Annotated in this window: 17 protein-coding genes; 2 read left to right on the forward strand and 15 right to left on the reverse strand. The window is 58.1% G+C overall.

The genetic code is table 11. The features are described from left to right. Positions 1-142 precede the first annotated feature (142 nt). Positions 143-1348 carry a DNA sulfur modification protein DndB gene (locus ACODR6_RS27550; protein WP_489025490.1) on the forward strand — a complete coding sequence of 402 codons (1206 nt, stop codon included), beginning with the start codon at positions 143-145 and terminating at the stop codon, positions 1346-1348. A 13-nt stretch (positions 1349-1361) separates the two neighbouring features. On the opposite strand, the gene ACODR6_RS27555 is transcribed toward ACODR6_RS27550, so the two are convergent. The 14 genes from ACODR6_RS27555 to ACODR6_RS27620 all read right to left on the reverse strand — a co-directional run bounded on the left by ACODR6_RS27555 (position 1362) and on the right by ACODR6_RS27620 (position 13157). Next, positions 1362-2228 carry an HAD family hydrolase gene (locus tag ACODR6_RS27555; RefSeq protein WP_489025492.1) on the reverse strand — a complete coding sequence of 289 codons (867 nt, stop codon included), beginning with the start codon at positions 2226-2228 and terminating at the stop codon, positions 1362-1364. Next, a complete protein-coding gene (locus ACODR6_RS27560; RefSeq protein WP_489025494.1) occupies positions 2182-3081 on the reverse strand; it encodes a hypothetical protein in 900 nt (299 codons plus the stop codon). Before ACODR6_RS27560 ends, ACODR6_RS27555 begins: the two co-directional genes overlap by 47 nt. After that, positions 3078-3641: a VUT family protein gene (locus ACODR6_RS27565; protein ID WP_489025496.1), complete on the reverse strand. Its 564-nt coding sequence runs from the start codon at positions 3639-3641 to the stop codon at positions 3078-3080. The genes ACODR6_RS27560 and ACODR6_RS27565 overlap by 4 nt, the downstream gene beginning before the upstream one ends. A gap of 13 nt (positions 3642-3654) precedes the next feature. Further along, positions 3655-4356 (reverse strand): 7-cyano-7-deazaguanine synthase QueC, encoded by a 702-nt coding sequence (gene queC, locus ACODR6_RS27570; RefSeq protein ID WP_489025498.1) that lies wholly within the window; start codon positions 4354-4356, stop codon positions 3655-3657. 13 nt (positions 4357-4369) lie between these two features. Then, the gene (queD, locus tag ACODR6_RS27575; protein ID WP_182208017.1) at positions 4370-4726 is read right to left on the reverse strand and encodes a 6-carboxytetrahydropterin synthase QueD; all 357 of its coding nucleotides are present in this window, start codon (positions 4724-4726) and stop codon (positions 4370-4372) included. Then, entirely contained in the window at positions 4723-5355 is a 633-nt protein-coding gene (gene queE, locus ACODR6_RS27580; RefSeq protein WP_489025500.1) for a 7-carboxy-7-deazaguanine synthase, read from the reverse strand. The genes queD and queE overlap by 4 nt, the downstream gene beginning before the upstream one ends. Further along, the gene (dbpB, locus tag ACODR6_RS27585) at positions 5355-6473 is read right to left on the reverse strand and encodes a DGQHR domain-containing protein DpdB (RefSeq protein ID WP_489025502.1); all 1119 of its coding nucleotides are present in this window, start codon (positions 6471-6473) and stop codon (positions 5355-5357) included. The genes queE and dbpB (ACODR6_RS27585) overlap by 1 nt, the downstream gene beginning before the upstream one ends. Beyond that, entirely contained in the window at positions 6391-7758 is a 1368-nt protein-coding gene (dpdA, locus tag ACODR6_RS27590) for a tRNA-guanine transglycosylase DpdA (RefSeq protein ID WP_489025504.1), read from the reverse strand. The genes dbpB (ACODR6_RS27585) and dpdA overlap by 83 nt, the downstream gene beginning before the upstream one ends. Further along, on the reverse strand, positions 7755-8876 hold the full coding sequence (gene dbpB / locus ACODR6_RS27595) for a DGQHR domain-containing protein DpdB (protein WP_489025506.1): 1122 nt from the start codon (positions 8874-8876) through the stop codon (positions 7755-7757). Before dbpB (ACODR6_RS27595) ends, dpdA begins: the two co-directional genes overlap by 4 nt. After that, complete coding sequence (locus tag ACODR6_RS27600) at positions 8873-9787, reverse strand: DUF6884 domain-containing protein (protein WP_489025507.1); 915 nt, start codon at positions 9785-9787, stop codon at positions 8873-8875. Before ACODR6_RS27600 ends, dbpB (ACODR6_RS27595) begins: the two co-directional genes overlap by 4 nt. Before the next feature lie 422 nt (positions 9788-10209). Further along, positions 10210-10791: a dienelactone hydrolase family protein gene (locus ACODR6_RS27605; protein WP_489025509.1), complete on the reverse strand. Its 582-nt coding sequence runs from the start codon at positions 10789-10791 to the stop codon at positions 10210-10212. A gap of 162 nt (positions 10792-10953) precedes the next feature. Beyond that, a complete protein-coding gene (locus ACODR6_RS27610; RefSeq protein WP_489025511.1) occupies positions 10954-11154 on the reverse strand; it encodes a hypothetical protein in 201 nt (66 codons plus the stop codon). A gap of 132 nt (positions 11155-11286) precedes the next feature. Beyond that, on the reverse strand, positions 11287-11736 hold the full coding sequence (locus tag ACODR6_RS27615; protein ID WP_489025512.1) for a response regulator: 450 nt from the start codon (positions 11734-11736) through the stop codon (positions 11287-11289). After that, entirely contained in the window at positions 11733-13157 is a 1425-nt protein-coding gene (locus tag ACODR6_RS27620; RefSeq protein ID WP_489025514.1) for a sensor histidine kinase, read from the reverse strand. Before ACODR6_RS27620 ends, ACODR6_RS27615 begins: the two co-directional genes overlap by 4 nt. Positions 13158-14129: 972 nt before the next feature. Here ACODR6_RS27620 and ACODR6_RS27625 point away from each other — a divergent pair. Beyond that, positions 14130-15842, forward strand: a complete 1713-nt coding sequence (locus ACODR6_RS27625; protein WP_489025516.1) for a sensor domain-containing diguanylate cyclase — start codon at positions 14130-14132, stop codon at positions 15840-15842. Positions 15843-15881: 39 nt separating this feature from the next. Here ACODR6_RS27625 and ACODR6_RS27630 read toward each other — a convergent pair whose 3' ends face one another. Continuing rightward, complete coding sequence (locus ACODR6_RS27630; RefSeq protein WP_489025518.1) at positions 15882-16367, reverse strand: NUDIX hydrolase; 486 nt, start codon at positions 16365-16367, stop codon at positions 15882-15884. Positions 16368-16519 lie beyond the last annotated feature (152 nt).

A 16519-nucleotide genomic window follows, 5' to 3' on the forward strand; every position in this document is an offset into this window, starting at 1 on the left:
ATCGTCATGAAATTATTCGGTCAGTCGGCTGCCTGAACGTGCGGTGCGGCAGGAGTACGGTGCGCAACGAGAAAGGCCGAGAGCAGCTCCACACTGGTCTCGGCCCGCAGAATGTATCCTCGTGAAAGGAACTCAGGTACCAATGGCAATCCAGATTCCTGTGGTCAAGGGAAGGACGCTCTCAACGGACTACTGGCTGGGCAGCCTGTCGTTTTCAGCGATATCGAAATACGTCAAACTTCCGGAAAATAGCGACTGGGACGACGTGTTCGGCGGAAAAGGCGGGCAGGAGGCGCAGCGCAAGCTTGCCAAGGCGCGTGTGATCAACGAGATCGTCCCTTATCTCCTCAACAGCGATGATGCATTCTTCTCATCGCTCGCGCTGATCCTCGTGCCCGCAAGTGGTAGTCGGCTCAAGGAAGGCTCAGATTTCAAATTCATCCCGATTGCAGCAGACAGCAAGATCGGTACGCTTGAGATCGACGAAAGTGTCGATATGTTTCCAGCCGACGGGCAGCACCGCGCTGCCGCTATCATTGAAGCATTGAAGCAGGACCGTAGCAGGATGACGCCACAGGAAGTTCCGGTTGTCCTCCTGCCTTATGTCGACAAAGAGAAATTGCGTCAGCATTTCAGCGATCTCAACCTGAACGCAAAGCCTGTCTCACAGTCGATCGGCTACGCTTTCGAAAGCCGAGACCCGATCGTGATCATCACGAAGCGGATCATGAAGGATGTGCCGCTGTTCGAAAAGCGCGTGAATGAACTCTCGAATTCGCTTGCGAAGAAATCTCCCGACGTCATCACGATGGGGACACTGGTTCAGGCCCACCACATCCTTCTCGAAGCGTTCTACGGTGCGAAATACAAGGATGAAGGCGAGATCACCGAGCTCCGACAGATTGATCCAGCCGATGATCGTGTTGGCGCCGTCGCAGAAAAGCTGCGGGACGTCTGGGAAGTCATCATCGATAACATCCCGGAATGGGATCTTCTGATGAGCGGCAAAGTGTCGGCGCGCGAGTTGCGGGAAGGGGACGAGGCCAAAGGCGCGCCAGGATACGTGTTCGCCTTTGGTCTCGGCTGGCAGGCGATCGCCACCGCTGCTGCGGCCCTTATCAAAGACGAAAGAGACGACTGGTCGGAGGACCTTGCCCACTGCCTGCGTGCCGTCGATTGGAACAAGGGCGGACATTGGCACGGGATCGCCATGGTCGGTGACCGGGTCAATAATACGGGCCCGGGCATCAAGGCGACTGCCGGTTATATCCTGCAGACAGGCGGGCTCGGTACGGACGGAGGCGAAGTCGGCGCCCTCGTCAGCGCGGTGCCCCAGGATCCGAAATAGGCATGGATGACGATCATGTCTTGTTCTGGAACCGCAAGTAGCCTTGCTCCCCACCCGCCGGTTGCGGTGGGCGGGCGTCTTTTTCCACGCCGATGACAAGCGCCGCTGCTTCGTCGAACGTAGAGGCCTGAAGCGCCGCAATGTTTCCCGTCTGTCGTTCCCACTTCGGCTGGAACGCCCCGGGGATATAGATGGTCGTCAGACCGGCTTCGCTGGCCGGCCTTATATCTCGGGTCAGTTGGTCGCCGATCATGTAAACTGTCTGGCCCGCTCTCGCCAGGCTTCTTACCCGTTGGAACATCCTCGCGGTTTTCGGCGCCTCGAAAACCCGGTCGATGTAGTCGACGAGGTCATGATGCTCGATTGTGCGCATGACGCGTTTGCGGCTCCCCTCGGTCAATACCACAGTCGTTGCGCCGACCAGTGCGAGCGCACGAAGCCCCGTCAGGACACCATCCAGGAGCTCTGGCGGCCTTGAAATCAACTCGATGTAGGTATTTTCGATCTGAGAGATCATACCAGCGGCCAGACCGGATTGCGATCCGTCGCTCCAGGCGCGGCGCACCGCTTCGCGCTGCGATAAGCCTTGCTGGGCGAGCGCGAGAGCTTGGATAAGAAGTCGCGGGGGATAGCGAAGTCCTAGATGATGCTGCTCGGCGAGCGCCTGATCGAAAGCCCTGATATAGTCCAAACGGTCCTCGACACGGCTCTGCTGGCCAGAGGCCTCTTCGACCAGCGACAGCAAGGTCAACTGCGCTCGCGCGAAGACCCCATCCGTGTCCCAGAGCGTGTTGTCTGCGTCGACAAAGACAAGAGGTCCAGTCAAACCAGTGTCAATGCGCTGCGCCGCAGGGCTGACCATTTGCTGCCGTGGAGACATTGCTTCCACCCGTGACGCACACCGCGGAGATCGGTGTCTCTATTCGAATCACCGAATTAGACTCCTTTTTCGCTGGCGGCACAAAGGCAAATACCGGCGCAGTCACCACAATCCAAAGGATCAACGCCTTGATGGCCGAGGATTGCAGACGTTGTGCCGGTTCCAAGACCCGGACCTTATCGGCCACTTTCACTGCAACAAGATAAGTTTCGACGATGTAGTTCCGGAGATATTTTACTTTGATGTCCGGCGTAATTTTGCAATCGGTGTCGATGAAAGCATGCGCCCAGTTTTTGGGTTCCGTCCAAGAGATAGGCATCCAGAAGACCAAGGATCCAGGCTCTTCCGCGCGTGTTTTCGTCGGATATCTGAAGCGGGACCGGATCGCGTGAAACGTCACCAGGGCGCCGAACGTCGCGAGCAGTGCGAAAGCGGCGAACAGGCCGTAGCTCGCAATGATCAGCCCACTTATGATGATTTGCTTGGCTCCATTCCAATCGACCGCGGAAAGCGGGTAGCCGTCTGCAAGACGATTGAACAGGAGGCCGGAAAAGGCCGACATGAAGGTCAAGATGGTGAGCAGCCTGGTGGCCTTGCCGTCCTGATAGTCCGTGTGCTTCGTGACCTCATTAAGAGATTCGCGCGCGAGTTTCAGTGCATCATCCAGCTTGCCATCGTCTGCTGCGATCTTTTTGATCTCTTCTTCGATCGTGGCGATGACGACCCCGTCATCGATCCGCTCGTCCCCGGTCCCTGTCGCGGCACTCCGCGGGAAATACGTTATGGGCCTGCCGAAAAAGGCCTCCAAAATCGCCTGAAAGCACCCCAGCGATTCTTTGCCCTTGTCCGTCATGCTGGCATCAGCCCCAATCGTCGGTCACGGTTGCGGATCCAAAAAAGGACTGGAAGCGCGGCTACAACCATGATCAGTTTGCCCACAACCTGTCCAGCCAGAAAATCGAGGGAGCCGAAGGCGAGCCAAAGAAACATCACACTGTCGACGACGAGACCGGCAACACTGCTGGCGAAGGCTGCTTTAACGAGCCCTTTTCTCTGCAAAGGCGTGAACACCAGCAAGTCGACGAGTTCGGACATCAGGAACGCGCTCGCAGATGCCAGCGCAAGCGCGGGTGCCGTGAAAGTCGTCGACAGGAATGCACCAAAGATGATGGCTCCGATCGCCCAGATAAGTCCGAGGCGTCGTTGAACCAGATCACGCAATACAAGGGCGAGGCCAACGAGCAGGACCCCGCTCGGTGCGGTAAGGCCAAAGCCTACCGGTATCAGGCATGGCCCGTTTGGCACGCAGACCGTACCAACATGCCCGATCATGTAATTGGCAAGCGGAATGCAGGCGGCGAAGCCAGCCAGGAATATCCCGCCTTCAATCCATTGCCGATGCCGCATATTCATCCCGCTCTCCTTGTCACACTTCTTCTGCCACGAATTTTTCGTAGCCCTTCGCTCTGAGATCGCATGCTGGGCATGTCCCGCAGCCATAGCCCCAGTCGTGAAACTCACCACGCTCGCCGAGATAGCAAGTGTGGCTGTCCTTCACGATCAGATCAACGAGGGCCCGGCCGCCGAGGTTCTTGGCCAGTTGCCAGGTCTGCGCCTTGTCGATCCACATCAGTGGCGTATCAAGGACGAACCGCTTTTCCATTCCGATATTGAGCGCCACCTGCAGGGCCTTGATCGTATCGTCCCGGCAGTCGGGGTAACCGGAATAATCGGTTTCGCACATGCCGCCGACGATATGCTTCAATCCGCGGCGATAGGCCAAGGCTGCCGCAAAGGTCAGAAAGATCAGATTGCGGCCGGGAACAAACGTGTTCGGCAGGCCGGACTCGGCCATCTCGATCTGCATGCCGCTTGTCAGAGCGGTATCGGAGATTTCGCCAAGGGCCGGGAGCGAAATCGTATGATCCTCGCCAAGGCGATCCGTCCAGAGAGGGTTTTGCGCTCGCATCTGGGCGCGCAGCGTCTCGCGGCATTCGAGTTCGATGCGATGGCGCTGACCGTAATCGAAACCCACCGTTTCGACCCGCTCGAACCGATCGAGCGCCCAAGCAAGGCAGGTCGTGGAATCCTGTCCCCCCGAAAACAGCACCAGCGCAGTTGTCGACATCACACGCTCCCCGTTATTCGCCTTCATATTCTGCCCAGCAGGCCGGTGTTTCGAACACTTTGACCGAGTTCAACTCGTCGAGCAGCGGTTTGACCTTTCGCCAGATCCAAACCGAGATGTTCTCGGCTGTCGGGTTTTCGAGGCCTTCGATATCGTTGAGTGTATGATGATCGAGGCTTTCGAGAACCGGGCCGAACACTTTCTCCACATCAAAGAAGTCGATGACGAAGCCTGTTTCAGGATCGACCGAGCCCTTCAATTGCAATTCGACCCGGTACGAATGGCCGTGCATCCGATGGCACTTATGTGTCGCGGGTACATTCGGCAGACGATGAGCCGCCTCGAAGGTGAATGCTTGCGTGATTTTCATGGGATCCCGATCATCTTATGTGTTTGGAGGCTAAGGCGCCAACGAGGGTTCTCAAGGCAGAATGCGGTCACAGCTGCGACGTTCTCGCTTTGGGTAGGCCCGTCCATCGGCTGGAGGAAATAATGGTCGAAGGCGACATCCGGCAGATCGTCGGGAAGCAGGTCGGCTTGCGGATAAACCAGCTTGAGTTCACTTCCCGATCTCAGATTAAACGGCGCTCCGGCTTTCGGGCTGACACAGATCCAATCGATACCGGCAGGCGGTTCGATCGTCCCGTTCGTCTCGATCGCGATCTCGAAGCCATAGTCGTGAACGGCAGCAATCAACGCCGCATCAATCTGCAGAAGGGGTTCGCCGCCGGTAAAAACAACGTATCGCCTGCTCTCCTTGTTGCCCCAGGTGCGAGCGATCGCTGCCGCCAGGTCCGCTGCATCCCGAAATTTGCCGCCGCCATCGCCGTCTGTGCCGATAAAATCCGTGTCGCAGAACTGGCAGACCGCCTTATGGCGGTCCTCCTCGCGGCCCGACCAGAGATTGCATCCGGCGAAGCGGCAGAATACAGCGGCCCTGCCGGCCTGGGCTCCTTCACCCTGTAGGGTCTTGAACAGTTCCTTGACCGCGTAGCTCATCAGGCACCCGCTATCGTTTTTTGGCGCGATTCGTCGACATTCCCCTGGGCCTCATTGCGCCGACGTCGGATGTCGGTGCGAACGATGGTGACCAGGTATTGGGCGAGCGTCGTGATATCGCGATTGACGTTCTGAACCGATTTCCAGTGGCGCTTGTCGTTTTCCGCAAAATTCCATTCGCCTGACGTCCAGGCCGTCGTGTCGATCAGGCAGGCAAGACCCTTGGCGAAGTCGTCGAATGTGCGGGCGCCGTCGAGCAAGACCAGAATTTCCATGACGTAGCCCAGCGACATGATGCCAGCGCCATGGACAAGCCTCGACGTCTTCGGCGTGTGGTTTTTCCACTCGTCCTTGAAGACGTATTGGACGGCTTTGTAGAAGTCGCTGATCAGCTTGAAGCAGAGGTCGGGACCGTCCGGTTCGCGGATCAGTTCGCGCATCACGCCGTCGCTCAGCGAATTGATGATCACCCGTTGTATTGCGGTATCGCGGATCATCCCGCCCGGATTGGTGTGCTGGTAGACCTGACCCTCAAGTGAGGAGCTTTTATCGTAGTTCAGACGCGCGGCGATATCGGCAGCGACGGAGCGGTCGCCAAGCCGCCGCGGAAGACCGGTAACGGTCGGCAGCAGTTCATAGATCAAAGACTTCGGAAGTGGCCGGGTATTGTTGATCAGGACGAACTGACGGCGCAACTCCTCATCGTCTCGGCAGATAATGGCCGAGACGAACACTTGGAAATCCTTCTCGTGGACCTGGCCAAGGGCCGTCAAACGCTGTTGCCCGTCAACGACCATCCCGGGCGCTCCGGATGCAACGTCGATTTCGACGACGCAGCGACCATCGCCGCCTTCGTCGCTGATCTCGACATTGTTGGTGAACGCTACGACGATCGGATTGGGGAGGATCGCCTCCGGCTTTTCCAGATAGTCGCGGATCTCACGGATATGGCCGGCGATCTGCGGACGCTGAAACCCACTCAGTCCACCTTCGGCATCGCGGGCAACCCGTTCGATGACCGCAAATTTCTGCAGGTCAGACGCTAGCGCTGCAAATGAAAGGACTGTGTGCGCTTCGCTCTGTCTGGCTCTGATCGCTGGAAATTTGAGTATCGTCATTTCGCCCACTGTTACTTGGGAGTTGGTCAACAAGGGCGTTGTAGACGCCCAGATTATGAATACCGCGCCGTTTGTTGCGGTTGCTTGCCCGGAAGATCACGACTTCAATCGAAAGGGCCGAGCAGATCGGGCACGAGCAACGTTTCCAAGGCTGGTCGGCCAGGGTGCGCTTGTAGCGGTCTCTCAGATCCTTGACGGCCTTCGCACCCGGCAAGTCGGCAATCGTTTCGCCCATGACTGCAGGCGTTGCATATTCGAGAACCGCGTCGAGGGTTTCTTCGAGATCGGCTTGGCCACGGTCATAGGATCTCAGCGCGGCGAGCGCGTTTTTCTCCATCGAAACGAGTTGTTCCTGGTTCACGGCCCCGCGCTTTGCAAGCCGCATGAGCTTGGGATTTTCGAGCGCCTGGGGAACCCGGATCGCAGTGTAGTAGTCGAGTTTGCCAGCCGTGTTTGGCAAATAGTAGTTGGCCTTGGCGTCCTTGAACGCACGGATCAAAGGAGAGGTCGTGTCGAAACTCGTGATGTTGAAGGAGCCAAACGTGTCTATTTCGTCGGCCTTTGCGAAACCGAGAATGTGGAGGCGCGTGCTGTCTGGAATAACACCACGGATCGCGGCAATGCAGGCTTTGATCTGCGGGGCCTTCAACGGCACGGTACCGCCGAGAGCAAGATAGTCGTAGCCCATCGCGACCAGGCGACGTGCCCCCTCGGCCATGCTCCCCGGTGACCAGCCTTGAATGACGCCCATCGGCGTAAACCGGTTCGACATATGCTGGGTGGATGTGCGAAATGCCGAGGCGTTCTCGAGCGTAATTTCGAAGCGTCGGCGCGCCTCCTCGGTACCGCCCTCGAAACCCTTCAGGCTCTCGTCGAAATCGAAGATGATATGGTCGACCGAGCAGCCGTGAGTGAAGCGGGCATCGTCGTAAAATTCGGCGGTGTCGTCCGGCGTATACGGCGGTTTGTCTTCCTTGTGGTAGGTAAAGGCGCCGCAATCGCCAAAAATCGGCAGTTGCTCGAATTGTGGTTTGTCGAGACGCAGAAACTCACGCGCGCCGACGCGGCGGAAGCGCATGGCCTGGGCTTCCGTGTATTTTCCGCCAACGGCGGCCCCGCCCACAATGCCGCGCGAAACCAGCATCCCCTTGTACGGGGCATATCCCATGATCTCATGCGGATAGGCATCGTCCCAATAAGGGGTCCGGCCCTCTGAGTAACGGTCTCTGATGAAATCGTAACCGGGATCGACGTGATCGAGGCTGTCAGCAAAGATAAATCTCATCGGGCCGGCCTGGATAACTTGCGGTCAAGTTGCATCAAATGGTCGGCCAGCAACCGGTTATGCTGCGGCGTCCCCTGGATTTCGTTCCATTGCAAGCCGAGACCCTCCCATGCCCCTTCAGTCCAGGCGCAAAGAGGCGCGATCCGCTGCAGGGCCTGTCTAACTTCTGTTTCCGGCGTTGCGGAACTGTCGGCGCGCAACATTATCTGGTCCATCAAAGCTCCGACCGCCTTGATCCCGGCCGAGTGCATCAATCGGCTTTCCGTCGGTTGCTTGCCCCATGCGTCGGAAAAAACGTCGCGAACCGCCGTCCAGTAAAGAACCAATGCGTCGTACATGGCGTCGGGATTGTACGCGTCGCTCGCAAGATATTGGCTCAGGGCGCCATGGGGGGCCTTGAGATTCTTCTTGATTGTGTCGATCAGCGCGGTGTCGTTGACGACGTTATCCTCTTTTCCGGTATCGGAGGCTCGACGGATGAGCCGATAGAAAGGAGATTTCTGTTGCCTGTTGAGGAGGTTGCACAACTCGCTTGGAAGACGGTTTGCTGCGAGATCCTTTGGCAAGAGTGTACCCACGGCGGGAAGCAGTTCGTTGATCAGTCGCACATCCAGCGCTTTGACCTTGTTGACCAGAATGAACTGTTCGCGATGAACCTGAACGTCCTGAGACACGAAGCCGACGACGGGAACCGGGAAACGGCTATCCTTGGCTTTGGCAAGGGCCAGCGAGCGCTGCTGACCGTCAACGATCCAGGCTGCACGATGACCGTCTTCTCCGATCGGGATGCTCAGTGTCCCGGATTGGCCAACCTCCGTAAGCCCTTTCGGCTTTGGGCCGCGGGACACGTCGAACGCGACCTCGGGAGACAGAGCCAAGGTAATCGCATTGGGGAAGAGTACGGGACCGCTGTCCAGGAACTCGACGATTGCCTTGACGTGGCTGCGGATTTCCTTTCGCTGAAACCCCTTCAGATCCTTTTCGTCGCGATGGATTCGGCTGATATCTGCGATCCTCGTGAGATCAGAACCGTGCAGGAAAAAGGCGTAGACGTCGATGCCGTCGCCCTGCTGCGTTTTGACCGCCCGAACCAGAAGAGTGTTATCATCACCACTCATAGGGCCTTCTCCTCGCGAATCCCGGCCACCAGCCCCTGAAAACGTTTTTGCTCGCAAGCGATATTCAACTCGTCGCGCAAGATCCGCAGCAGCTTGGTGGTTCGTCCTTCGGCTCGCGCCCAATGTTCGCGCACAATCGATTTGATCTCAGCGTCAGACAAACGGGCGCCGACTTTGGCGATCGGACGCGTCCATGTCGACATGACCGCTTCCACTTGACCACGATGGATATCGATACCTGCGGTCGGTTCCTTGAGGAGTACGTTCTCGATAAAATGGCGGGCAGCACGGGCTGCAAAGTCGGACTTCGTCCCGGGCAATGTACTCTCGGGACCATCCAGGCGGTCATCGTAAGGAAGGCGTGCAGCTTCCAGGCGCGGATCGAGTTCGGACGCAAAGCGCCCTCCCGTGATCCGGATCTTCCGGCCAGCCTCAGCGGATAATTGCGCGAGAGCAGGGGCGATCATGCGCAGGTAAGGGGAGGGAAGGCCAATCACCACGACATGAGGTGCCGCCTCCACCATGCTGACGAGCGCTTCGGCGCCGCCCAAGGCGGCCCACCAGTCCGCTTCGACACAGCCGTCAGGCAGCTTCGGCATGACACAGTCCGCATCACCCCTAGAAACCGTCAGATTGTAGGAAGGGACGGCATCATCTCTATGGACGAGGCCGAGGCCGGCCGAGACAATATAAAGATCTGCGCGGGCGGTATTTGACGCCTTGCTGGCCTCGACAAAAGAGCGGCCGGCATAGAGGTCTCTCGCCGGGCCGGTCGCCTCTGCCGTCCTAAGGCGCTCGGACCAAGCATTGGCCACCTCCGACAGCGTGCCGCATGGCAGGTCTCGAGCAGAAAGCAAAGGGTTGTGGGTAACCCGCTTTCTCTGAGTGCAGGCGGTGAGGATTGCGGTCATAGTGGCTGTCTCTGTGCGGCCGTTACCCTCTTACTGGAGCAACCAAAATCTGAGTCCCAGATAACTGCGCCGCAGCATTCTGGTCAATACAGAAACTGCGCAACTGGAATAGGCATCCCCTTATTACTGCAGACCAGGTCAATTGGTTCGAGTAGTTTTCGTCTCGTGATGAGGTCACGACTTGGGCCACACCGAGGTTCATTATAAGGGCAAGTCTCGCCGCCTATAGGCAGGATATTTGGCTGAGAGTTTCCGTCGTGCAGCCGACAGCGGTCCGCCAGGTGGCCAACATCGCAGTCTACTTAAGCTATCTGACCAACCTGTCGCCGGTTCGCATCTCTTCAACTGCTCCGGCTTTGGAGTTTATCGTAAGCGCCGTTATGGGACGCCATTTCGTGAATGAGTCAAGCCGCCGGCATGGATCAGACGCGATCCAGGAACTCAAGCACTCGGACGGTGAGTAGGGCGGACGCGTCCGCGTCGTACGACGGGAGCGAGCTGTCGGCGAAGTAGTGCTGATCGCCCGGGTACAGGAAAAGCTCCGCATCCTCGACCTTCCCCACAATCTCGCGGGCGGCATCGATGTCGCCCTCGCCGATGAAGATCGGGTCATTGTCCATACCGTGGATTGCGACCGGCACGCCGTCCGGCCAGGGTCCGAAAGCCCACGTGCCGCTAATCGGCAGGCAAGAGTAGAATAGCAGGGCTCCCAGCGCTCCGGGCCGGGTCTGTGCAAGCTTCTGTGCCGGCAGCACTCCAAACGAGAACCCAGCGTAGACGAGGTCAAAAGGCAGTTCGTTGGCGACGCGGACGCCGCGCTCCCGCATTTCCTCGAATCCGATCTCACCGACGTAGGCGAGACCCTCGTCGATACTCTGGAAAGTGCGTCCGCCGAACAGGTCCGGCGTGTGCACGATGTGACCTCTGGCCCGCAAGTCGTCGGCAAACGCGCACACACCTGGGGTCAGCCCCTGTGCGTGGTGGAAAAGCAAGACCTCAGCCATACGGAGCCTCCGGTTAGGATGGTCGGGTGCATGTTTGATCACCCTACCGCGTCATCGCCTCGCCTGGAAGAATGCCCACACGTTTTAGGCGTAAAATTCCTGCCGTTACCCCGCAAAGCGCGCAGTTCGCTATCCGGACCGCTAAAACTGTCTCATCCCCCGTCAGATCAGCAGCCGCACCAAGGCGTCCTCATCCTTCACCCCATGCTGAAAAGACTGGATAATCCGACTGGCTAGTTCCTCGCGCTCGGTATCGGTCGTGATCTGCTTTGCCGTGATGAGCTGGTCAAAGACCCTTTGACAAAGGGCAACGTCAGCGTCGTTCAAGGCGTTATGCCCTTGCGCAATCTGTGACGGGATCATCGTTGCCCTCACTTTCCCGAGGCTCAAGGGTAGGGCGAAAACGAACGGGTTCAAGCATTCGAGGGCGGTAACACGAAGTCGTGAGGCATCGTTGGGGTCTGGTGACCGCCCGCTCGGGCGTAGCAATGGCATCTATCCCAGATGCCGTTTGATCAGCTTGATCAAGGCCTCGGCGGTGTAGGGCTTCTGCAACCAGGCGATCGGCGAGGCTGCCGAACCTCTTTCGCGGGTTTTCGCATCTGAATGCGCGGAGGCAAAAATCGAGCGGACACCAAGCTTTTTAAACAACTCGATCGCCGCCTGGACGCCATCTTTGTGACCGGCGAGGCGAATGTCCATGATCGCTAGATCCGGACGGTCTGATCCTGCCATGGAAATTGCCTCATCGGCCGTCACTGCAATGCCGATGACCTCGAAGCCGGCCTCGCAAAGGCGATGTTCAATCTCCAGCGCGATAAGATACTCGTCCTCAACGATGAGGATGCGTGTCGGCTTTCCTGCTCCCGCACCCTGTTTGGCACCCTCAACGGATCCAGGGGCGGAGCTATTGTCGTTGTTGGCAGGTGGATCCAAGGCGATCATAAGTCAAGGCTGCTTTCCGGTTGGAACTGACCGGCGAAGCGGACGGTGCATTGCGCACCGGGGCCGGGAGCGACCGAGAACGAGCCTCGCAATTGCCGAACCAGTCCAGAGACGAGACCGGTTCCAGACGACCGTCGTCCCGTGACTTTGAAATCGAAGCCAGGCCCGTTGTCGCGGACAATCAGCAGGAAGTCGCCGTCCGACCGTCTGAGCGACACCCAAATTTCGCAGTTGCCTGCCTCGTCACAGCCGTGCTTTGCCGCATTTGTCAGTAGCTCATTCAAAACGAGAGCGAGAGGCATGGTAACGTCATTCGCCAAGCTTCCGGCGTCGGAGTCGACGTCAATGTGCAGAGTGACGTTGTCCGAGAATGCTTGCCTTGCGCTGTCGCAGACGGCGTTCACGAAATTATTCGCATTCACCTCGGAGCGGTCATGCTCGGTATAAAGAGCGTGCTGCGCGGCAGCCATGGCGCCGACGCGCTGAGCTGCATCACCCAGAACAATGCGTGCCTCGCGGCTGTCACTCTCGCGTTCCGCCGAACGGAGCAAAGCGCAGAGCATCATCATGTTGTTTTTGACGCGATGGTTGAGCTCATCGAGGAAGACCCGCTGATTGGTCTCGGCCAACTTGCGGTCGCTGATGTCCACGAGCATGTTCACCGCCCCTGTCAGCACACCGTCATCGTTGCGCATTGGCGTTGGGAAGGGAAGGAATGGAAACATCGAGCCATCGGGCCGCTGAGCCATGGCCTCCACGCCACGGATGGGGCGATTTTCCCTAAGAGCGATGGCCATCGGGCATTCGTTATGGGGCAGTGGCTGCCCATCGGCAGTGAACAGCCGAAAGGTCACACACCATTCGTCCTCACCGATGATCGGCTCCCTGCCGGCCAATTCAGCTGCCGCACGGTTGAAATATGTGATCTTGCCGTCGGCATCCGTCGTGTAGACAGCGGCTGGAAGCGCTTCAAGAACCTGGCGCATTTCTTCGTCCTTGCGCGCCAGCTGGCGCCTTGCATGGACGATCTCCGTAACATCGACCGTGAAGCAGCGGGTGTTGATGAATTCGCCATTGCGGAACTGGGCGCTGGAGGTGGTCTCGACGTGCTTGATCGATCCATCCTTGGCCCGCATCCGGGCTGGGAAACGGACGAGCTTTTCGCCAGCGCTAAGGCGTGCAAGCATTTCGCTGATCGTGTCGGCGTCTGCATGAAATTCGGAAATGTGCCGACCTATATATTCGTCGGCGGCATAGCGGAGCAGATCGAGTTCGGCCTGATTGGCGCGCAGGATCGTGCCGTCGGGCCCGATCAAATGCAGCGCGACAGCTCCGTTTTCAAAAAAGTCTTCGTAATCGTCAGGAAAAACATCAGTCTGAGAGACAATGGGACTGCCACTCACAAGCTCAACTTTTCCCATCCGTCCCCTCGCTTCCGTCATTGGCGCAGATTTAACCCTTTTAAACCCCGCCAAGCGTGCTTGGTTCCATCACGTCACGCAAAATGCGTGACGTGGGAAATGGCTCCGACCTGTTGCCTCCCTCCTCCAGAACTAAGATGGAACCCCGACGGCATATTCCGGAGAGGATCAGCGATCGCAGCATGGACACCGAGCGGAATTGCGAAACTCAGCCCGCAGCACCTCGATAATCTCATGCCGCGAGCGCCCTTCCGCGTGTAGGTCTATGACCCTTGCGACAAGGCCGGCGTGATCATGAGGAATCTTCAGCTCGTCACATGCGTCGGTGACGATCGACCGGAGCGTTTCAACGTCGTCGAGATTAAGCGCGAAATCTGAGAACAGGCCCAATTCCACCTCCTCGTCCGAGGGGCAGCATCATGCGTCTGCTACCGCAAGCTCCCACACAGGTATGATAATCGTTAGTTTTCTGCAGTCCAGTGAATTGAGCCGACAAGGGCGGGTATCGGTGCCGATGATCCCTGTCGCCGAGATGGGCTTGGCAAATGGCCGACCACCGGCTGCATTAGCTCCAGCCCGCGGCATAGCCGAACTGCGCCCCGGCAATTACGATCGTCGACGGCCGCGGTGTGACGAGACCGGGCGCGAGAATTTCCAGCAACCGCGGTTTCGAGCGTTCAACAATGCACCCTGGTCGATCCGAGACTCGGTCATGCGTGCCTCCAGGCGGGAGGTCATGGCCGGCGCCTGGGGACGAGGGACTGTGTCGACAAATTGCCCTCGCACCTCTTTTTCCCGGCGCTGGCGCAGTGGCGCCTGCCAATCTGATCGCTGTTGCAACATATGGGAAAGCGCCCTGCTGAGCCAGTTTCCGCACGCATTCATTTTAAAATAATACGCCCTAGATAGGATCGCGTGTGCTGCTGATGGTGCCCAAAGACCAAGCACACAAAAGCTGTCAATCAGATTGGAATGGAAGTGTCGCGGAATTCCCCTATCGATATTCAGGCCTGGCGAAATGAAGAAATCAGGACCGAGCTCGAGCATCGGACCAAGGTTACCCCTGCCATGCTTCATTCGATCAATAAGGACGGGCTCCTTATGTCGGTCAGCGACGCGTGGCTGGACAAGCTCGGCTACACCCGCGAGGAAGTCATCGGCAGGCGTTCATCGGAATTTTTGACCCCCGAGTCGCGTGCTAGGGCCATGGCGGAGGTCCTTCCGGCGTTCTTTCTCACCGGTCGCAGCGACAATGTCGAATACCAGATGGTTTGTAAGGACGGCCGCATTATCGATGTTTTGCTGTCAGCGGTTCTCGATCGGGTTCCCGGGGAAGCGGGAGGTGTTTCACTGGCCGTCATCACCGACATAACGGCGCTCAAGACCATAAAGCGCCAGCTGGCCGTAAGCGAGACGCGCTATCGGGACCTCGTCGAAAGCCAAACGGAATTGGTGTCGTTGGCAAACCCCGAGGGCGAACTGCGGTTCGTCAACCACGCATACGCGCATCACTATGGGCGCGAGCCCGACGACATGATCGGGAGGAGCCTGTTCGATTTTATTCCGGAGACTGACCGGCCGGCGGTTGAGAACCATTTGCGCAAGGTTTGCACGGCCGACCATAGCATCGAAAATGAAAATCAGGTGGTGTTGCCCGATGGTCGGGTCAGATGGATGGCATGGACCAATAAGGCTCTGAAAAGCCCGGACGGTCGGGTGACCGCTATCCATTCGGTCGGCAGGGATATCCATGATCGGGTGTTGGGAGAGCAGCGCCTGAAGGACAGCGAGGCACGCTACCGGCTGTTGGCCGATCATGGAACGGACATGGTGTTCCAACTCGATTGTGATCTCGTGAATCACTATGTCTCTCCAGCGTGCCGCGATATCCTCGGTCGAGAGCCAGAAGAGCTGATCGGCATGCAACCGATGGCAATCGCCCATTCCGAGGATGTCGATCGCATGCGATTGGCGTTTCGCGAGCTTCTCGCGGGACGACTCGAGCGGAATTTGCTCCTTTGTCGCTTGCTCCATCGCGACGGGAAATGGATCTGGGTTGAGGCGCAGCTAAAGACGTTGAAAGATCCGCAAGCGAACACGCCTTCGGGCATCATCGGAACCCTGCGTGACATTTCGGCTCGCAAGGCGATCGAGGAACAACTTCAGGAAGCGAACCGTCGGCTGCAGGCGCTGGCCGACCAGGATGGATTGACCGGTCTTGCGAACCGAAGATCGTTTGATGCCGCCTTCTCGCGGGAATTCGATCTCGCGTCGCAAGGGGGCAAAGATCTCGCTCTCCTGATGATCGACGTAGATTGGTTCAAGCTCTTCAACGATGGCTATGGCCATCCCGCCGGCGACGTCTGCCTCAAAGAGATTGCGGCGGCAATAAGAGACCAGGTTCGTCCGAGCGATATTGTTGCACGTTATGGCGGCGAGGAATTTGCTGTGCTCTTGCCGGTTGCCAGCCCGGCACAGGCGATGGCCATTGCAGAACTCATCCGAAAGAGCGTCCCGGAATTGGCCATCGAACATAAGGGCAGCCCAAATCGGCGTGTGACAGTGAGCGTTGGGCTTGCGTCGCTGCCGGCAGGATCCACCAGTCAGGATTTGCTTGGAAGCGCGGACCGGGCTCTCTATAAGGCGAAAGAAGGCGGGCGAAACACCGTCGCCGAAGACCTTTAGCGTCATTCCCGCTGACCGCCACTAGCGGCCATATTCAAGTCAGTCGCCGGTCTTGAGATCACGCAGGCGTGTAAACAGGCCTTTCAACTCAGGCTCGCGCACGCGTCGCGCTGCTTCGGTTGGCGGCATCCATTCGATCGTCCGCTGGCCCTGCTCCGGGAACCCATCACGCTGGCTGTCAACGGCCAGGAGGTGCACCTGCACAAGTGAGGGAACGGTTTTTCCGGGTTCGAGAAACTTCAAATAGGTGAAATAACCAATTGGCTTCTTTTTGACTTTGCCTCTTATTCCGGCCTCTTCCCACGCTTCTCGCTGTGCGGCCTCATGCGCTTTGAGCCCCTTGATCGGCCACCCCTTTGGGATAGTCCAGCGTTGGGTCTCACGGGTGGTGATCAAAAGGACCTCGATATTGCCCGCGTCGTCGCTGCGATAGCATATCGCCCCGACCTGCTCGGCCATGTTGCCCGCCAGCAATGCTTCCGTGTGAGCGGCGAGACGAGCGAGATGAGGTTGGCTCTTGTTCATTGCACTCAGGAGCGATTCACGACCATGATACTGACACCCTGATACTAGCAAGATTCTGCTCGGCATTAACTAATGCATGGCGCAGCGCGGGGGCGAAACGTCAAGCAAGGCTGCTTGTTTCACAGGGATGGAAGGATCCGTCAGCTATTAAG

The sequence above is a fragment of the Rhizobium sp. FG96 genome (genome assembly GCF_057808655.1).